Raw genomic sequence first — 17,971 nt, forward strand, 5'->3', positions numbered from 1 at the left:
GACAAAAATGTTTGTAGAAAAAGAAGTGTGGGGCAATATTCCTTTATTGCATATACATACAGAGCATATGAATGAAGAAACCCCAGTAGTTATTTTTTTACATGGCTTTATGAGTGCAAAAGAACATAATCTACACTATGCGTATCAATTAGTGCATAAAGGGGTGCGTGTCCTATTACCAGATGCAAAATTTCACGGTGACCGCAGCGAAGGCCTAACAGAAATACAAATGAATTTAAAGTTTTGGGAGATTGTTTTAAATTCTATTCATGAAGTGGAGCAATTATATAATGACTTACAGCAAAAAAATTTATTGGCAAGTCATCAAATTGGTATTGCTGGTACTTCAATGGGGGGAATTGTCACTTCAGGCTGCCTTAAATTATATGATTGGATTCAAACGGCTGCAATATGCATGGGTGCACCTAGCTTTATAAAATTAGGGGAGTATCAATTGCAGCAATTTACGAAAAATGGTGTGAATTGGCCAATGTCAGAGGAGGAAGTGCAAAAAACAAATGAGCTGCTGGCAGTATATGATGTTAGCTTAACACCCGAAAAATTTGCGGGGCGTCCTGTATTGTTTTGGCATGGAAAGCTAGATAAAACTGTACCTTTTGATGAAACGTATAAATTTTATGAAACATTACGGGAATACTATAAAGCACACCCTGATGATTTAAAGTTTTTGGTAAGTAATAAAGCAGGACATGCTGTTTCGCGAGATGGTATGCTAGCAGTAACAGAATGGCTTGCACAGCATTTGGCATAAGAGGATGCATCTGCTATGATAAGGTTAACACTATGATGGAAGGAGAAATAATGATGGATCAAGATATGAAGGATAGCATGTTAGGTGCATTAGAAAATGTAATTGACCCTGAGCTTGGAATTGATATTGTCAACTTAGGTTTAGTATATGATGTAGATTTAGACGAGGAGGGGGTAGCAACTGTTACAATGACATTAACATCAATGGGCTGCCCGCTTGGACCCGTTATTGTCGATCAAGTCAATACAGCATTAGGTGAGCTACCAGAAGTAAAAAGCACAAATGTCAATATTGTCTGGAATCCGCCTTGGTCAAAAGACAAAATGTCACGCTATGCCAAAATGGCATTAGGTGTGCGCTAATACACAAAAAATCCCTGCTTACATTGATAAGCAGGGATTTTACATGTAACGAATTAATCAATACGGCATATTTGTAATGGACAATTTTCACAAGCAATTTCATTTTTTAAAAATTGTAAATTATGGATTGTAATAAAGCCTTTATCAAAAGTAATAATATCGTGTTTTTTTAAATCATTTAGCATACGGTTAATCATTTCACGGCTTGTCGCACATAAATTGGCAATCTCCGTATTGGTTAGTTGAAAATCAATAAAAATTGAACCATTTTCTAAAGGCTTACCATACGTATTGGAAAAGCGGATAAGCGTTGAAAATAAAGCACCTTTTTTCCCATTTAGTAATAAATCACGTAAGCGGCTCTGATGTTTTAAATTTTCTGTTTGTAGCCATTTCATATACGCGACCATTAAAGTAGGTTGTTCCTCTAGCAGATGCTCCAGTGATTGGCGGCTTAGTACATACAATGTAGAAGGTTCTAAAACCTTTGCAGTCATGGAATTATAAACAAGATTACAAAATAATGACCCTTCACCAATAATGCTATCAGGACCACAAATACGAACAGTTAATTCCTTACCACTTTCGGTTTCCTGACTAATCGAAATAGTACCTGTTTTAATGTAATAGATTTCTTGCGCTCGCTCACCCTCTAGAAAAATTTTGCTTCCTTTATTGATCTTAATAAAAACACCATGCTTTTGAAAAAGACTTTTAATGTTTTCAAACATATTATCCATTAACACCATATCTCCAACACATCGCTTTCTTTTTGTAATAAATGGCTATTATTACAAAAGGATAGTGGATTTCGATATTAAAACATAGAAACATACTATTATTATAACGTAAATTTCCATTTTCAAGTGTAAAAATTTTTGAGCGATTTCTTTGCGAATACGGCTTATCTGATGTAAAATAAAGTTAGTCAAAAAAGGTCAAACTTTTTAAAAGAATAGCAATGGGTATAGAAGGTATGTAAAACATAATGAAGAAGGAGTGCTAGCTATGCAATTTCAGCAAACAGATAATCAAAAACCGTTAGAGCAATTTGGACGAAATTTAATTGAAGAAATTAAAAACGGCAAAATGGACCCTGTTATTGGGCGTGATGAGGAAATTCGTAATGTTATTCGTATTTTAACGCGCAAAACGAAAAATAATCCTGTTTTAATTGGTGAGCCGGGTGTTGGGAAAACAGCGATCGTCGAGGGTTTAGCACAGCGTATCGTGAAGGGCGATGTGCCAGAAGGCTTGAAAGAATGTGTGCTATATGAGCTAGATATGAGTGCATTAATTGCGGGTGCAAGTTATCGTGGCCAATTTGAAGAGCGCCTAAAGGGTGTTTTAAAGGAAGTAAAGGAATCAGAGGGGCGCATTATTTTATTTATTGATGAAATCCATACAATTGTAGGGGCTGGGAAAACAGATGGTGCGATGGATGCGGGGAATATGCTAAAGCCAATGCTAGCACGTGGTGAGCTACATTGTATTGGTGCGACAACATTGGATGAATATCGTATGTATATTGAAAAAGACCCTGCATTAGAGCGACGCTTCCAGCAGGTGCTTGTACGTGAGCCATCTATCGAGGATACAGTGTCAATTTTACGTGGCTTAAAGGAGCGCTTTGAACTGCATCATGCTGTTCGTATTCATGATAGAGCAATTGTAGCTGCGGCAGAGCTATCGAATCGTTATATTACCGAACGGTTTTTACCAGATAAAGCGATTGATTTAATCGATGAAGCCTGTGCCATGATTCGTACAGAAATTGACTCGATGCCACAGGAATTAGATGCAGTAACGCGTCGTATTATGCAGCTTGAAATTGAAGAGCAAGCATTGCGCAAGGAAAAAGATGAGGCAAGTAAAAAACGTCTTGAACAACTGCGTGAGGAATTAACAATGTTAAAAGAGTCCTCTGAGGGCATGCGACAACAATGGGAAGCAGAGAAAGAAATGCTGCATGATATTCAGAAAAAACGCGAAACATTGGATAAATATCGTCGCGATTTAGATGAAGCGGAAGGAAAATATGACTTAAATAAGGCTGCTGAATTACGACATGGTAAAATTCCAACATTGGAAAAAGAAATTCAAACATTGGAGCAGCAATTAGAGAAGGGTGCAGAATCACGTATTTTACGTGAAGAAGTAACAGCTGATGAAATTGCTGCAATCGTTTCACGTTGGACAGGCATTCCTGTGACAAAATTAGTGGAGGGTGAGCGTGAAAAGCTATTGCGTTTAAAAGATACACTGCATGAGCGTGTAGTTGGGCAAGACACAGCCGTTCAATTAGTAACAGAGGCTGTATGGCGCGCACGAGCAGGCATTAAAGACCCGCATCGTCCAATTGGTAGCTTTTTATTCCTAGGTCCAACTGGTGTTGGTAAAACAGAGCTAGCAAAAGCACTTGCTGCACAATTATTTGATTCAGAGGATCATTTTATTCGCATTGATATGAGTGAGTATATGGAAAAACATAGTGTATCTCGTCTTGTCGGTGCACCTCCCGGCTATATTGGCTATGAAGAAGGTGGGCAATTAACAGAGGCTGTGCGTCGCAATCCTTATGCTGTTGTCTTACTAGATGAAATCGAAAAGGCACATCCAGATGTAGCCAATATTTTATTGCAAATTTTAGATGATGGGCGCATTACGGATAGCCAAGGGCGTATGGTGAACTTTACTAATACTGTTGTGATTTTAACATCTAATATTGGCTCTAATTATTTAATGGAGGCAAAAGAGGGTGATGCAACAGTTGAAGATTTAGTAATGGCTGCACTGCGCCAGCATTTTAAACCAGAGCTATTAAATCGTATGGATGATATTATCTTGTTCCATGCCTTATCTGACCAGCATTTTACAGCCATTGCTTGGAAATACGTTGAACAATTAATTCAACGTGTGGCAGAGCAGGACATTACATTGGCTGTTGATCAAGCTGTCATTGACTGGGTTGTAGAGCAAGGAGCGGATGCTCAATTTGGTGCAAGACCATTAAAACGCTTTGTACAGCGACATATTGAAACTGCTGTGGCAAAAGAGCTGCTACGTGGTGAGGTGTTGCCAGGAGAAACATTGCATATAGCCCTACATGATGGGAAAGTAGTGGTGGAAAAATAACAGAAAAAACCTGTTTCGCATAACGCGGAACAGGTTTTTTCTAGCTGAATTAATGATGGTCAGCAGCTTCTGGTGTAGGCTCGTTTGGAATAATTGCTCCAATAACAAAGATAAGAATGGAGAATACAACAGAAACGATTGCGCCTGTTTGAAAATCAAATGGTACACCAAGTACAGAGCTGACTACATAGTTTAACATGGAAACCAGTAGGAATGACCATATGAACGTTACGATATATTGCATTAATTTCACCTCAAACGAACTTTTTTCAATTATAAAGTTTAACTCATATTCATTATCATATCATAACATAAATCGAAAAAAAATGAACCTTTTATGAATTTGTCACAATTATGAGGCGTTGCTCAAAATAGGAGGACTTTGCTCAAAATAGGAGGACTTTGCTCAAAAGTAGGGGAATATCGCTTAATATATAGTAAGGTTTCCTTTACAGTTACAAAAATTTTACTAAAACATAATAATCATAAATCATCTTGCACCCTTGCTTTACTATGCGTTATAATTATGACCAGTTACTAATAATTGATAGTAAGAAAGCTGAGGGGTTGCTAGATGAACGCTGGTATAATAGGAATTGGTAAATACGTTCCTGAGAAGGTCGTAACAAATTTTGATTTAGAAAAAATAATGGACACTTCGGATGAATGGATTCGCACACGAACTGGCATTGAAGAGCGTCATTTTGCGGCGGATAATCAGGAAACTTCAGACTTAGCAGTAGCGGCTGCAAAAGAAGCTATTGCAAAAGCGGGCATTACACCAGAAGAAATTGGTTTAATACTTGTAGCAACTGTAACGCAGGATCAAACTTTTCCAAGTATAGCATGTATGGTGCAGGAGCAAATCGGAGCAGTAAATGCTGCAGCGATGGATCAAGCAGCAGCATGTGCAGGATTTATGTATAGCTTAGTGACAGCAAAACAATTTGTGGAAGCAAATGCTTATAAATATGTCTTAGTAGTAGGTGTTGAAAAATTATCCAAAGTTATCGATTGGAATGACCGTAATACGGCTGTATTATTCGGTGATGGCGCAAGTGCAGCAATTGTTGGGCCTGTATCTGAAGGCAGAGGTATTTTATCTTTTGAGCTTGGTGCAGATGGAACAGGCGGTAAAAACCTTTATTTAACACAACAAGATACAATTGCGATGAATGGGCGTGAAGTATTTAAGTTTGCTGTACGTCAAATGGGAGAATCTGCTGTAAATGTTTTAGAAAAAGCAGGCTTATCAAAAGAAGATGTTGATTTTTTAGTGCCGCATCAGGCAAACATACGTATTATGGAGTCCGCTCGTGAGCGTTTGGAGCTACCACCAGAAAAAATGTCAAAAACGATTCATAAATACGGTAATACTTCAGCAGCTTCTATTGGTATTTCCTTGGTAGATGAGCTTGAAGCAGGTAAAATTAAAGAGGATGATTTATTAGTCCTTGTTGGTTTTGGTGGCGGCTTAACATGGGGGGCCGTTGCCATGAGATGGGGAAAATAATAACGAAAAATGCTTGAGGGGAGTAAGACAATGAGTAAACGACGAGTAGTAATAACAGGAATTGGCGCAGTGACACCACTAGGAAATAATATTGACGAAACATGGGCTAACATTAAAGCTGGGAAATCTGGCGTTGGTGAGCTCACACGTTTAAATAAAGACCTTTTCGCAGCGAAAATTGCGGCAGAAGTAAAGGATTTTAATATTGAGCAATATGTTGATCGTAAAGAAGCACGTAAAATGGATCGCTTTACACAATACGCACTAGCCGCTTCGATTATGGCAATGGAGGATGCACAGCTAACGATTGATGAGGAGCTAGCACCACGTGCAGGCGTTTGGATTGGCTCTGGTATCGGTGGTATGGAAACCTATGAACAGCAGTTTTTAACATTCCAAGAGCGCGGTGCAAGACGTGTTAGCCCATTCTTTATTCCAATGATGATTCCTGATATGGCTTCAGGTCAAGTGTCGATTCATTTTGGCGCAAAGGGCATTAATTCATGCTCTGTAACGGCATGTGCTTCAGGCACAAACTCAATTGGCGATGCCTTTAAAGTAATTGAACGTGGCGATGCAGATGTCATGATTTCAGGTGGAGCTGAATCACCAATCGTAACAATGGCTGTAGCAGGCTTCTGTGCCAATACAGCTTTATCCTTAAATCAAGACCCACAAACGGCATGCCGTCCATTTGATAAAAACCGCGATGGCTTTATTATTGGGGAAGGTGCAGGCATTGTTATTTTAGAGGAATATGAACATGCTAAAGCTCGTGGTGCTAAAATTTATGCGGAAGTGTTAGGCTATGGTGCAACTGGAGATGCCCACCATATTACGGCTCCAGCTCCAGAGGGTGAGGGTGCAGCACGTGCGATGCTACAAGCCTTAACAGATGGCGATGTAGAGCCAGCACAAATTGACTATATCAATGCGCATGGTACAAGTACACCGTACAATGATTTATTTGAAACACAAGCAGTTAAAACAGTGTTTGGTGAACATGCCTATAAGCTTGCAATGAGCTCTACAAAATCAATGACAGGTCATTTACTAGGAGCAGCGGGTGGCATAGAAGCGATTTTCACAGCCCTTGCATTAAAAGAAGGTATATTACCACCAACAATTAATCTAACAGAGCCAGATCCTGATTGTGATTTAGATTATGTACCAAATGAAGCACGCACAGCGGAGATTCAATACGCAATGAGTAATTCACTAGGCTTTGGTGGCCATAATGCTAGCCTTTTATTTAAAAAATATGAAGCATAAGTAGAATATCTACATTAAAAAACGTCAGCTAATTTTCATGGCTGACGTCTTTTTTTATAGTTTTGTGAATACATGATAAGTAAGAAGAAATAGAAAGGATGCCGCTACTTTGTTTCGTCTTTTTATATTTTTAGTAAGCTATGGCTTAATGATCCTCTCACTAGGAAATCTGATACTGTATTTGAATTACCGTACCCTTGGCTATTCTTGGAAAGTTGTATTTAAATTTATGCTTCAAACAACAGAGTTTTATATGGCAATCGGCGCCTGTATTATATTATGTGCTGTTGTTTTGGATATTGGTTTTGATCGCTCAGCAGACAAGCTATAATTTAGCGACGTGCGCGACCAAGACCCATACCTTCCTCCATACGCTTTAATGTGGCGCTAGCAATAGCATTTGCTTTTTCAGCACCCTCATCTAAGATAATATCTAGTTCAGAGGATTCTACTAAATTGTAGAATTTCTCTTGGATAGGCGCTAGATGCTCAATAACCGCTGCTGCTACGCCCTGCTTAAAGCCGCCATAGCCAATGCCTTCATATTTTTTCACAAGGTCTTCAATTGCAACTCCTGAAATGGCTGATTCAATTGTTAATAAGTTCGATACACCTGGTTTATTATCCACATCAAATGCCACAATACCATCAGAATCTGTAACCGCTGATTTAATCTTTTTCTCGATGTCCTTTGCTGTATCTAATAATTTAATGGTTGCTTTTGTATTTGGATCAGATTTGCTCATTTTTTTCGTTGGCTCTTGTAAAGATTTAATGCGAGCACCCGCTTTTGGCAATTGAATTTCTGGAATTGTAAAAACATCGCCATAACGTTTATTAAAGCGCTCTGCAAGGTCGCGTGTTAGCTCAATATGCTGTTTTTGATCATCACCAACAGGAACGATATTGGTATTGTACAGTAAAATATCCGCTGCCATTAATGGTGGATATGTTAACAGGGCAGCAGATACGCTCTCCTTGCCATGTGATTTATCTTTAAATTGCGTCATACGTTCAAGCTCACCGATAGATGCAACACATTGTAGCATCCAGCTTGCTTGTGCATGTGCTGGAACCTCTGATTGAATAAATAGTGTTGATTTTTGAGGGTCAATACCCGTAGCAATATATGTAGCCGCTAGCTTTCGAATATTGTCACGCAATTCCTTTGGCTCCTGTGCAACTGTGATCGCATGCTGATCAACGATACAATAAATAGCATTGCCTTCATCCTGTAGTGCAGGGAATTGTTTAAAGGCTCCTAAGTAGTTCCCTAAAGTAACGATCCCTGTTGGCTGTACGCCCGAAAAAATAGTTGTCATAAAAATTTCCTCCTTATCGATTCCATAAAAAAACATCATGCGTCCTTATTAGATTTTTTCTAATAAAGGGACGAATGATGTTTGTATCCGCGGTACCACCCAGCTTGCCTCAATTGGCCACTTTGCTTCGTAACGTGAAGGAACGAGCTTTGCTAATAGTGTGATACGTTCACAAAGCTAACTCGGAAGTCCATTCCATATACCTCCACGATCTGTTTGCAGCAACCACAGACTCTCTAAACGTTTTAGTATATGTACTACTCTTCGTCAGCGTTTTTTCTCAATGTAATGTATAATTGCAAAAAATTATATTATAAAGATTAAATTATGTAAAGTCAGACTTTTGGCGGTGTTTTTTTTCGAGAAAAAATTATATGCTTTTTTTGTTGCGTAAATTTGTTAAAATGACAATTATTTTTAGTAAAATTACGAGTTGCTGTACACGTCGAATTGACAGTATTCTCGTTTATTTTTTGTAAATGAGAACAAAAGAGTACGTTTAACAGATGTTTAAAATGTGTTGGAAGTGGGAATATTAGTATTAGTCATCATATACGTCACAAAAGATAGATAGATGAAAATATATGAATAGACAGAATATTTAGTTATATAATTCGTCTTTTTTTTACTGGAACTATATTCAAATACAGCAGAGTGCTGTATAATGTTATTGTGTATCTTACATTACATTAATTCTAATTTAACACGCTAGTTTATAGATAATGATTACAAGATGAAAGGATGTGTCAGAATGATCGTAACGCTATTTACATCACCAAGTTGTACTTCTTGTCGTAAAGCAAAAGCATGGTTAGAAGAACATGATATTCCATATACAGAACGAAATATATTTTCTGAACCACTAAGCATTAGTGAAATAAAAAAAATTTTACGGATGACAGAAGATGGAACTGATGAAATTATTTCTACTCGCTCAAAAATTTTTCAAAAATTAAACGTGGATGTTGAAAGCTTACCATTACAACGTTTATATGAATTAATTCAGGAATACCCTGGATTATTACGTCGACCAATTATTTTGGATGAAAAGCGTCTGCAAGTTGGCTATAACGAAGATGAAATTCGTCGCTTCTTACCTCGTAAAGTTCGTGCATATCAATTACAAGAAGCTCAGCGCATGGTGAATTAATCGTATCGATTTTGAATAATATAGGTAGTAGATGTTACAAATGTAAAATACATATTGTGACATCTATTTTTTTATGGTTTACTTTAGGTAAATCCTTCTCTATAAAGTATAATAATTAATAGGAAAGAGTCATATATTTCCGTAAAAGTATGTTAAACTTGATTTAAGTTAAATAGTTTACTACAATTTCAATAATTCAAATAACTTCTGTGAAACGGTGTATATCCTTTTCATTTTATGACAAAACAGCATACAATAGAGATAGGGATAACTGTAAATAAAAAATTTTATATTTACAGCTCCTCAAGTAATTTTATTGTAGTGTGGTCAAAGGTTGAAAAACAATTGTGGTATGAAGGTTAAAATTAATGAATAAAAGCATACTAATGAAACAAAGCTGTTTTTCGACATATGACAGTGAAGGGAGATGAGGTCTAGTGGACATCGAACGTGTAAATGAAAATACACTCAAGCTCTTTATTACGTACAATGATATAGAGGATCGCGGCTATAGCCGTGAAGAGATTTGGTACAATCGAGCAAAGGGTGAGCAACTTTTTTGGGATATGATTGATGAAGTAAACACGGAGGATTATTTTGATGTAGAAGGTCCGATTTGGATTCATATCAATGCATCTGAAGTGGGCTTGGAAATCATTGTCACACGTGCACATATTTTAAAAGACGGTGAAACATTAGATGGTCATTCGAATTTTGATGAACACAAAGATATGTTTGCGCCATTTGATGAGGTTGGAGAGGATTTGCTTAGCCAGCTAACTCAATTTGGCGATATGGATGAGTCAGAGTTGTTTATGGATACAGATATTTATGTTTATAAATTTAAAGATATTGATGAGTTAATCCCTGTTGCCAAACGAATGACAGACGAATTAGTGGATTCCTCATTATTCAAATATGAAAATTGGTACTATTTAGTTGTTGATTTCGGCAATGCAGATGAGGAATTAAATCGTCATGATCGAAATGCAGTGATTAAGGAATTTTTAACACCATCCAATTTTACGATTCATCGTTTAGAGGAATATGGTGAAAAAATCATGGAATTTAATTGCTTTGAAACAGTTCGAAAATATTTTGCTTAAGCATAGGAGTTTCTGATTCTTTCAAGCATTTAGGTTGTAGTGAACTCAAGTTACCCTTGAGATTTAAAGTGTACCCTTTGTAAAGGACATTTTGAAAAAAAGCTAGGCTACCTTTTGAAGCTGTTGTCTGTATTTTGCAGGCGGCAGCTTTTTCAAGTTCCATTGCCCTCGATAATGGTTGTAATACATCATATAACTTTTCACTTCTCGTTTTACTTCTTCTAATGTTTCGCACGCTTTCAGATTGGTTTCATCTTTAAAATGACCGAAGAATGATTCTTGAGGGGCGTTATCCCAACAGTTTCCTCGACGTGACATCGATTGCCCTAGTCCCATTTCCTTCACAAGTTTCTGGAAGTTTGGATTCGTATAATGGAATCCTTGATCTGAATGAATAAATACATCTTTCGTTAAATGGTGGTGATTTCGCTTCAATTTACGAAGAGTATTGAGCGCAATATCCATACTTAAAGAAGCAGATACTTCATACGCTAAAATTTCGTTTGTTTCAGCGTCCTTAATCGTTGATAAATAAGCACGTTTGCCGTTTCCATACGTCAAATACGTGATATCTGTTAATAATACTTTTCCTGCTACACCTTGTTTAAAGTTACGCTGTAATTCATTTGGACATGTACGATGTTCTTTTGTTGCTTTGGCCATTCTACGTGCCGGATTCGCTTTTCGAATTGGGCATATCATCTCAAATTTCTTCATAATGCGGCGAATACGTTTTAAGTTATATGTAATTCCATATTGATTTTCTAACGTCATTTTAATCTGACGTGCACCTTTTCTACGTCCTCGGAAATGATACGCTTTTAAGATGATTTCTTTGGTTGCTTCATCTGCTAATTCATCTGCTGCACGTTTTTGCATTGATTTCTCTGTGAAATAATGATAGTAACCTGAACGTGATACGCCCATGATTCCACATAGATAGCTTACTAAACGTTTTAATTTATATTTTTGAATCGTTTTACTGATTAATTCAAACTTTAGTTCCGTTGCGATTGTTATTTCTTCTTTAACATCTGCCTTTCGAGTAAATCGAGCTTTTTTAAAAGTTCATTCTCCGCTTGTAATAATTGATTTTTCGCTTCTAATCGTGCAATTTTTTCTTCTAAACTTAATTCCCGTTCTGATGGACGACCTGAATTCGTTTTACGCGTATCTTGTAGACCAGCTACTCCAGTTGTACGATAAGCTGCACGCCAACGCTTTCCCGCTGAACTAATGCGCTTCAAACCAATCAGTTCAACATCTAAACCAGCCTCTTCAAAAATCGTTCTTGGAAGTTTCCCTTTTTCATTTTCTGCAATAAAATGGCGTTTAAATTCCTCGGTATAAGTAATCGCTTTATCACTAATAGCCTGGACATTAGGATTACAGTTTAGTTGTTCTTGCTCTTTTTTAGTAAATAATCTTTTCGTCATTTATTCCGCTCCGACATCTTTTTTCTCATTATAAACAAAAGTACCCTATAGGATAGACTTTTTTCAAAGTGTCTATCTTATAGGGTACAGTTTAATTTACTACAGCCTTTTTTTATTCTTGGTTTGGCAAATTCTTTTTGTATCGAAAACGAAGCGTCAGGTACAATTACGCTGGGCGTAATGGATGGTAATAGCCGTATTTTTAAAATTTCAAGAAAAAACCTCCTTTTATTTGTTTATACGTCTACCCTCAATTATAGTTGGCTAAAAAGGAGCTGGTACGATGCTAATTGCCTATACAGATCAGCAGCAGCTATTTCTCCCATATCACTATACAAGAGAAGCCTTACAGCGCTATAGGCGACAAGTAAAATTTTTTTGTCCACAATGTTTAGAGCCTGTTCAGCTTAAAATTGGTCACTATAATATTCCTCATTTTGCCCATCTTACAAAAAATCACTGCGACCAACTTTTTGCAGAGGGAGAATCTAAGCTGCATTTACAAGGAAAAATTCAATTATTTGAATGGTTACAGCAGCTTGGGCATACAGTGGAGCTGGAGCCCTTTTTAAAAAAGCTTTCCCAACGTCCAGATTTGCTTATTACAGTTGAGGGCAATCGCTTTGCAGTGGAATTTCAATGCAGTGCAATCTCTCATGAAAAATGGCAGCAGCGCACAACTGGCTATAATAAGCACCATATTAAGGCAATCTGGCTTTTCCAAACACCTTCAGAAAAACAGACAATAAATGGCATTCATAAACTTAAAATTTCCCCACTACTGCAAAAAGCATTGCAGCCAACTCAAGAAGGCTTACCGTACTTAATCACCTATAATGCACAAACCGCAAAATTTATCTATTGGACGAATCTTCTCCATGTGCAAGGGCATACTTTTATAGGCAAAGTACAGGAGCTACCTATAGCTAAGCAACGTTTTCCATTTTATGAACCTACATGCATTACACAACAAGAGTTTCAACAGTATTGGCGGCTTTATAAAGATGCTTGCAGGCAATTTGCATATGGGCGACTACTGCATAGCAGAAAAGGTGTGCAAGACCCTTTTTTACGTCCTTGCTATGAGCTGCATCTTTCTCCAAGTAACCTTCCTTTATGGATTGGCATACCTGTAAAAGAGGGAGCTGCTATTCCTTTATTTATCAGTGAATGGCAAATAATGCTGCTGTCTTTTAGTCAGCAATTATGCGTAGAGCCCTGTGCATTAACAAAAAATCAAATTGCCCATTTTTTAGCTAAGCATCAGCTTGAGGTGTCAGAGCGAGCTATAAAGGCTATTCAGCAGTACGGTCTATTATTAAAACATATTGGTCATAAAGAAGATTTATCGGATATTTGTGAGCAAGTTTATGCACATTTATTTGCAATTGCCACAATATACTGAGAAAATATGAGAGTAAAAGGAAAAAAGCACATATAAAGGGGGCTAGCATCTATGGCTAGTAGCAGTAATCGAGTTTTACTAAGAAATGAAGTACCAGAGGCATTAACATGGCGCTTAGAGGATATTTTTGCAACAGATGCACTTTGGGAAGAAGAATTTAAAGAGGTTGCAGAGCTTGCTAAAAAGGCATCTAACTATGCAGGGACTTTAAATAATGGGGCAGAGGCATTATTAGCCGTTTTACAATATCGTGACCATATTTACGAACGTGCAATGAAGCTTTACACATATGCACATATGCGTTGTGATCAAGATACAACAAATAGCTTTTATCAAGATATGAATAGCCGTATTCAAACATTGGCAACAGGCATTTCAGCTAGCCTATCATTTTTAACGCCTGAGATTTTAGCTTTAAGTGAAGAAACAATTGCAGGCTATTTAGCAGAAAATCAAGACCTGCAATTATATAAGCAATCATTAAAAGAAATTACAATGGCACGCCCACATGTATTACCAGCGGAGCAAGAGGCACTATTAGCGCAAATGGCAGAGGTTACTGGTACAGCTTCCAATACCTTTAGCATGTTAAATAATGCTGATATGGAATTTCCGTATGTAAAAAACGAAGAGGACGAAGAGGTACAGCTAACACACGGCAATTATATTAAATTTTTAGAGAGCAAAGATCGTGCTGTTCGTGAAGGTGCATTTAAAGCCATGTATGAAACATATGGTAAATTTAAAAATACTTTCTCAGCAACACTTACGGGCAATGTGAAGAAGCATAATGTTAGTGCACGGATTCGTCATTATGATTCAGCACGTCATGCAGCAATGTCTAATAACTTTATTCCCGAAAATGTTTATGACCAATTAGTGGAAACCATTCATAAGCATTTACCAGCTATGCAGCGCTATATTTCATTGCGTAAAAAGCTATTAGGTGTTGACGAATTGCATATGTGGGATTTATTTGTGCCACTTGTAAAAGAAGTGGAAATGAAGGTCACATATGATGAAGCCAAAGATATTTTAGTAAAGGCTTTAGCACCATTAGGCGAGGAGTATCAGAGCATTGTCCAAAACGGGCTAGATAATCGTTGGGTTGATGTGCTAGAGAATAAAGGAAAACGCAGTGGAGCCTATTCATCAGGCACGTATGGCACAAATCCGTATATTTTAATGAACTGGCAAGATAATGTGAATAATTTATTTACACTGGCACATGAATTTGGGCATAGTGTTCATAGTTATTATTCACGAAACAATCAGCCATTTGTTTATGGAGATTATTCCATCTTTGTGGCTGAGGTGGCATCCACATGTAATGAAGAACTATTAAATGATTACTTGTTACAAACAATTGATGATCCACAGCAAAAAATTTATTTATTAAATCATTGGCTAGATGGCTTTAGAAGCACGGTGTTTAGACAAACAATGTTTGCAGAGTTTGAGCATCTAATTCATCAAATGGATAACAATGGTGAAGCTTTAACAGCAGACCGTTTAACGGAGGCTTATTATGAATTAAATAAAAAATACTTTGGTGATGATATTGTAGTGGATGAGGAAATCGGCTTAGAATGGGCACGTATTCCACATTTCTATTACAATTACTATGTTTATCAATATGCAACAGGCAAATCAGCGGCAACCGCATTAAGTAAACAAATTTTAGAAGAGGGTACACCAGCTGTAGAACGTTATATTAATAACTTCTTAAAGGCGGGCTGCTCGGATTTCCCAATTGAAGTATTAAAGGCTGCAGGCGTTGATATGAACGTTGCCAAGCCAATTGATGATGCATGTAAAGTCTTTGAAGAGCGTTTAAATGAATTAGAAAAATTATTGTTGAATAATTAATAGAGCGAGGCTATAGGGAATTTCCTATAGCTTTTTTAATAATTATTTAGATAATTTTGAAAAATTAATAATGATTTTTTTAGATTTTTAGCTGGATTAAAAGTATCAATCTTGGAAAAATACTGTTTGAAATCGCTTTCTATTTGACAAATTTGTGAATCTAGTATAGGTTTCATTGCTATATATATTATTCCGTGATAAAGTAATTCTTGTGAAATAAATCACAAAACAAACATACACCCCTTTGTTTGAACGTGAACATTTCTCCCATCCCCTTTGTGAAAAAGAAGCGTCTCTATCGATCGAGGATAGAGGCGCTTCTTCGTTTTTATCCAAGAAAAAAGCATCCTGTAACAATAAAAAAAGCTCAGTGCAATACCTTGCACGTGAGCTTATTGTTATCTCATAAACTATTATTTAAGACGCCATAATGTAGCGTGGGTTGTCTGGATTCGTTCAATTTTTTGCTGCAGCATACGTTTCTTTAGTTCACGCTCCGCTGCTTGCTCTGTTAATGAATAAATAAAGGCAATTTCATTTGTAGAAAGTGTATGGAATTTAGAAAATAAGTCCTCAATCGTTGGTAATGGCTGACGTACAAGCTGCTCACTCAACATTTCTTGTAAAATATGTTCGTAAATTTCATAGGCATAGCTGCCACTAACTTTTAGTCCCTCATCTTCAATACATTCATTGAAAAATACAATGCTTGGCACTTCATCAACTTCCATTTCACGCTTAATATATAAATCACATTGAAAGGCTCGTGCTGCTTCCTTTGAGCCAAAGTCCACCGTAAACTCGTTCATATCAAGCTGGACATCCTCGGCAATTTTTAAGAGTGTTGCATAGGAGTTGACATCTTGATAGTTGAGTAAGACATATTCTTGTAGCTTTGATAAATAGCGTGCGCCTGCACGTTTTCCTTGTAATTCGGCTGCTTTAATCGCAATGGATGGTAAAACAGGATGGTTAATATCAAGCTCTAATCCTGAGATACAACCTTTGACACGCTTGCTTAGGCAGTTTAAAGAAGTAAGCTCTGTGCTTAACACAAAGCGCCATGTAAAGTAATGATTGTACTCAAGCTGAAGTTTGCGAAGAGTAGCCTGCATACTAAAAGCTTCAGGACATAATGGGTCTATGAAAATATACAATTCAATTGGCTTATTAGCAGTAGAAATCGTTGGCGTTGGTTCCTGTAGCATTTGAATATTATTCACGTAACAATTCCCCCTCATCGTCATTTGGCGTATTAACCATGTGATGAGCTGTTAATACTAAACGTTGGTAATAAGTTTCGCGGAACTTTCCTTCTAAGCCCACCTCATCCATTGCCTCTGACATACATTCTAGCCAAGCTTGCGCACGATCTGGTGTAATTGGAAAATTCATATGACGTGCACGCATCATTGGATGCCCATGTTCTTCAGTAAAAAGATTGGGTCCACCTAAATATTGTGTTTGAAATTGAATTTGTTTACGAATTGTTTCTGTTAAATCTTTTGGAAAGATTGGAATAAGATCAGGATGCTGAGCAACTCTTTTATAGAAAGCATGAATAAGTTCTGACAGTTTTTCAGCTCCCAGCTCCTCATAAGGAACAGTGTATTTTCGACTCATAAGTTATATGCTCCTTTTATTCTTTATAGCGTAAAGTATTAGCTTGTATACTTTATCATCACTAAAATGTGAATTTCTTGTGACTACCTTCATTCTATCAACGTCTTTTCGTTTACACAAACAAAGCGCTCTTACGAATTGTTGTTCGCTACAAACGCACAAATTTCACCACAGAGGGTGAAATTTGCGGAAAAACCATAATAATGTGCCTACACGGTGAAGTAATTCATTACTTTTTTGACATAATTCTGCGTTTCTTTAAAAGGTGGAATGCCTCCATATTTTGTCACACGCGAAGCACCTGCATTATAGGCAGCTAATGCTAGCGTAGGGTCGTTGTTAAATTTATCGAGCATTTGACGTAAATAGTTAGCACCAGCCATAATATTTTGCTCTGGATCAAAGGTATTTGTTACACCTAAATATTGCGCTGTTTTCGGCATTAATTGCATTAAGCCCTGTGCACCTGCACGACTTACAACTGTTGGATTAAAATTAGATTCCTGCTTGATAACAGCTGCAATTAACTTAGCAGGTACATTATAAGTAGCCGCAGCTTTTTCAATAATCGCTGCATACTGATTGGCTCCTGCCAATGCATTTGCATAGGCTGTTGAGCCAATGACACGATCAGATACATAGGAATCAAGCTTTGTATCTGTCTTGCTAGTTGTAGCAGGATTAGCTAATGCTTGCTTAACGGACTCAGGTATAAATACAGCATTAGACCCTTTGTAAAGCAGTGACTCCAATGTGCTTTGATCTGATGAAGCAGCAAGTTGCCCTAGCTGATTGGCAAAATCAGTATAGTTAGTTGAACCTGTCGCCAGTAAGCTCGATAATTTTGCATTGCTAGCTGTCGATGCATCTCCTAGTATTTCCTGAATCATGTCAGAAAAGATTGTATTATTGCTTGTTAAACTGTTTGTGGATGAACTTGTAGTAGCTCCTAGTGTTTGAAGTGCTTGAATTTCAAGTAAAGATTTTAATGATTGGATATCCAAGG

17 protein-coding genes and 1 other annotated feature are annotated in these 17,971 nt (G+C 37.2%); of the genes, 10 read left to right on the plus strand and 7 right to left on the minus strand.

What is annotated here, in order from left to right; all coding sequences use genetic code 11:
- The first annotated feature begins 7 nt into the window (after window positions 1-7).
- Entirely contained in the window at window positions 8-772 is a 765-nt protein-coding gene (locus tag MHB42_RS03645; protein WP_340804438.1) for a prolyl oligopeptidase family serine peptidase, read from the plus strand.
- 53 nt (window positions 773-825) lie between these two features.
- On the plus strand, window positions 826-1,134 hold the full coding sequence (locus MHB42_RS03650; RefSeq protein ID WP_340808522.1) for a metal-sulfur cluster assembly factor: 309 nt from the start codon (window positions 826-828) through the stop codon (window positions 1,132-1,134).
- A 53-nt stretch (window positions 1,135-1,187) separates the two neighbouring features.
- Here MHB42_RS03650 and MHB42_RS03655 read toward each other — a convergent pair whose 3' ends face one another.
- Window positions 1,188-1,883 (minus strand): Crp/Fnr family transcriptional regulator, encoded by a 696-nt coding sequence (locus MHB42_RS03655; RefSeq protein WP_340804440.1) that lies wholly within the window; start codon window positions 1,881-1,883, stop codon window positions 1,188-1,190.
- A gap of 259 nt (window positions 1,884-2,142) precedes the next feature.
- Between MHB42_RS03655 and MHB42_RS03660 the strand changes: the two genes are divergently transcribed.
- Window positions 2,143-4,269 carry an ATP-dependent Clp protease ATP-binding subunit gene (locus MHB42_RS03660; protein ID WP_340804441.1) on the plus strand — a complete coding sequence of 709 codons (2,127 nt, stop codon included), beginning with the start codon at window positions 2,143-2,145 and terminating at the stop codon, window positions 4,267-4,269.
- Window positions 4,270-4,318: 49 nt separating this feature from the next.
- Here the strand turns inward: MHB42_RS03660 and MHB42_RS03665 are convergent, their stop codons facing one another.
- The gene (locus MHB42_RS03665) at window positions 4,319-4,513 is read right to left on the minus strand and encodes a YjzD family protein (RefSeq protein ID WP_340804442.1); all 195 of its coding nucleotides are present in this window, start codon (window positions 4,511-4,513) and stop codon (window positions 4,319-4,321) included.
- A 330-nt stretch (window positions 4,514-4,843) separates the two neighbouring features.
- On the opposite strand from MHB42_RS03665, the gene MHB42_RS03670 reads away from it, so the two are divergent.
- The 3 genes from MHB42_RS03670 to MHB42_RS03680 all read left to right on the plus strand — a co-directional run bounded on the left by MHB42_RS03670 (window position 4,844) and on the right by MHB42_RS03680 (window position 7,385).
- A complete protein-coding gene (locus MHB42_RS03670; RefSeq protein WP_340804443.1) occupies window positions 4,844-5,782 on the plus strand; it encodes a beta-ketoacyl-ACP synthase III in 939 nt (312 codons plus the stop codon).
- Between the two features lie 30 nt (window positions 5,783-5,812).
- A complete protein-coding gene (fabF, locus tag MHB42_RS03675) occupies window positions 5,813-7,054 on the plus strand; it encodes a beta-ketoacyl-ACP synthase II (protein WP_340804444.1) in 1,242 nt (413 codons plus the stop codon).
- 109 nt (window positions 7,055-7,163) lie between these two features.
- Complete coding sequence (locus MHB42_RS03680; RefSeq protein WP_340804445.1) at window positions 7,164-7,385, plus strand: hypothetical protein; 222 nt, start codon at window positions 7,164-7,166, stop codon at window positions 7,383-7,385.
- Between the two features lies 1 nt (window position 7,386).
- Here the strand turns inward: MHB42_RS03680 and trpS are convergent, their stop codons facing one another.
- On the minus strand, window positions 7,387-8,376 hold the full coding sequence (trpS, locus tag MHB42_RS03685) for a tryptophan--tRNA ligase (RefSeq protein ID WP_340804446.1): 990 nt from the start codon (window positions 8,374-8,376) through the stop codon (window positions 7,387-7,389).
- Window positions 8,377-8,439: 63 nt separating this feature from the next.
- Window positions 8,440-8,656: a binding site (T-box leader), on the minus strand.
- 474 nt (window positions 8,657-9,130) lie between these two features.
- Between trpS and spxA the strand changes: the two genes are divergently transcribed.
- Window positions 9,131-9,526, plus strand: coding sequence for a transcriptional regulator SpxA (gene spxA / locus MHB42_RS03690; RefSeq protein ID WP_340808523.1), 396 nt, complete (start codon window positions 9,131-9,133; stop codon window positions 9,524-9,526).
- 437 nt (window positions 9,527-9,963) lie between these two features.
- On the plus strand, window positions 9,964-10,632 hold the full coding sequence (mecA, locus tag MHB42_RS03695) for an adaptor protein MecA (RefSeq protein ID WP_053993675.1): 669 nt from the start codon (window positions 9,964-9,966) through the stop codon (window positions 10,630-10,632).
- Between the two features lie 102 nt (window positions 10,633-10,734).
- Here mecA and MHB42_RS03700 read toward each other — a convergent pair.
- Window positions 10,735-12,068, minus strand: a protein-coding gene (locus MHB42_RS03700) for an IS3 family transposase (RefSeq protein ID WP_402896426.1) whose coding sequence is annotated in 2 segments (ribosomal slippage) — window positions 10,735-11,681 and window positions 11,681-12,068 — 1,335 coding nt in all. Because the reading frame shifts where the segments join, the coding sequence is not laid out codon by codon here.
- Window positions 12,069-12,351: 283 nt separating this feature from the next.
- Here MHB42_RS03700 and MHB42_RS03705 point away from each other — a divergent pair.
- On the plus strand, window positions 12,352-13,473 hold the full coding sequence (locus MHB42_RS03705; RefSeq protein ID WP_340804450.1) for a competence protein CoiA: 1,122 nt from the start codon (window positions 12,352-12,354) through the stop codon (window positions 13,471-13,473).
- Window positions 13,474-13,524: 51 nt separating this feature from the next.
- Window positions 13,525-15,342 (plus strand): oligoendopeptidase F, encoded by a 1,818-nt coding sequence (gene pepF / locus MHB42_RS03710; RefSeq protein WP_340804452.1) that lies wholly within the window; start codon window positions 13,525-13,527, stop codon window positions 15,340-15,342.
- A gap of 413 nt (window positions 15,343-15,755) precedes the next feature.
- On the opposite strand, the gene MHB42_RS03715 is transcribed toward pepF, so the two are convergent.
- The 3 genes from MHB42_RS03715 to MHB42_RS03725 all read right to left on the minus strand — a co-directional run bounded on the left by MHB42_RS03715 (window position 15,756) and on the right by MHB42_RS03725 (window position 17,969).
- Window positions 15,756-16,565 carry a DsbA family protein gene (locus tag MHB42_RS03715; RefSeq protein ID WP_340804453.1) on the minus strand — a complete coding sequence of 270 codons (810 nt, stop codon included), beginning with the start codon at window positions 16,563-16,565 and terminating at the stop codon, window positions 15,756-15,758.
- Complete coding sequence (locus tag MHB42_RS03720; protein WP_340804454.1) at window positions 16,558-16,965, minus strand: globin domain-containing protein; 408 nt, start codon at window positions 16,963-16,965, stop codon at window positions 16,558-16,560. The genes MHB42_RS03715 and MHB42_RS03720 overlap by 8 nt, the downstream gene beginning before the upstream one ends.
- A 209-nt stretch (window positions 16,966-17,174) precedes the next feature.
- Window positions 17,175-17,969, minus strand: a complete 795-nt coding sequence (locus MHB42_RS03725) for a lytic transglycosylase domain-containing protein (protein ID WP_340804455.1) — start codon at window positions 17,967-17,969, stop codon at window positions 17,175-17,177.
- Between the last annotated feature and the right edge of the window lie 2 nt (window positions 17,970-17,971).

Origin of the sequence: Lysinibacillus sp. FSL K6-0232 (assembly GCF_038008325.1) — a bacterium.
In the GTDB taxonomy this organism is placed as follows: Bacteria; Bacillota; Bacilli; order Bacillales_A; family Planococcaceae; genus Lysinibacillus.

What these genes read in the sequence shown, in the direction of transcription:
- MHB42_RS03645 (WP_340804438.1), top strand. Translation starts at nt 8, where the DNA reads ATGTTTGTAGAAAAAGAAGTGTGGGGCAATATTCCTTTATTGCATATA.
- MHB42_RS03650 (WP_340808522.1), top strand. Translation starts at nt 826, where the DNA reads ATGGATCAAGATATGAAGGATAGCATGTTAGGTGCATTAGAAAATGTA.
- MHB42_RS03655 (WP_340804440.1), bottom strand. Translation starts at nt 1,883, where the DNA reads ATGGTGTTAATGGATAATATGTTTGAAAACATTAAAAGTCTTTTTCAA.
- MHB42_RS03660 (WP_340804441.1), top strand. Translation starts at nt 2,143, where the DNA reads ATGCAATTTCAGCAAACAGATAATCAAAAACCGTTAGAGCAATTTGGA.
- MHB42_RS03665 (WP_340804442.1), bottom strand. Translation starts at nt 4,513, where the DNA reads ATGCAATATATCGTAACGTTCATATGGTCATTCCTACTGGTTTCCATG.
- MHB42_RS03670 (WP_340804443.1), top strand. Translation starts at nt 4,844, where the DNA reads ATGAACGCTGGTATAATAGGAATTGGTAAATACGTTCCTGAGAAGGTC.
- fabF (WP_340804444.1), top strand. Translation starts at nt 5,813, where the DNA reads ATGAGTAAACGACGAGTAGTAATAACAGGAATTGGCGCAGTGACACCA.
- trpS (WP_340804446.1), bottom strand. Translation starts at nt 8,376, where the DNA reads ATGACAACTATTTTTTCGGGCGTACAGCCAACAGGGATCGTTACTTTA.
- MHB42_RS03705 (WP_340804450.1), top strand. Translation starts at nt 12,352, where the DNA reads ATGCTAATTGCCTATACAGATCAGCAGCAGCTATTTCTCCCATATCAC.
- pepF (WP_340804452.1), top strand. Translation starts at nt 13,525, where the DNA reads ATGGCTAGTAGCAGTAATCGAGTTTTACTAAGAAATGAAGTACCAGAG.
- MHB42_RS03720 (WP_340804454.1), bottom strand. Translation starts at nt 16,965, where the DNA reads ATGAGTCGAAAATACACTGTTCCTTATGAGGAGCTGGGAGCTGAAAAA.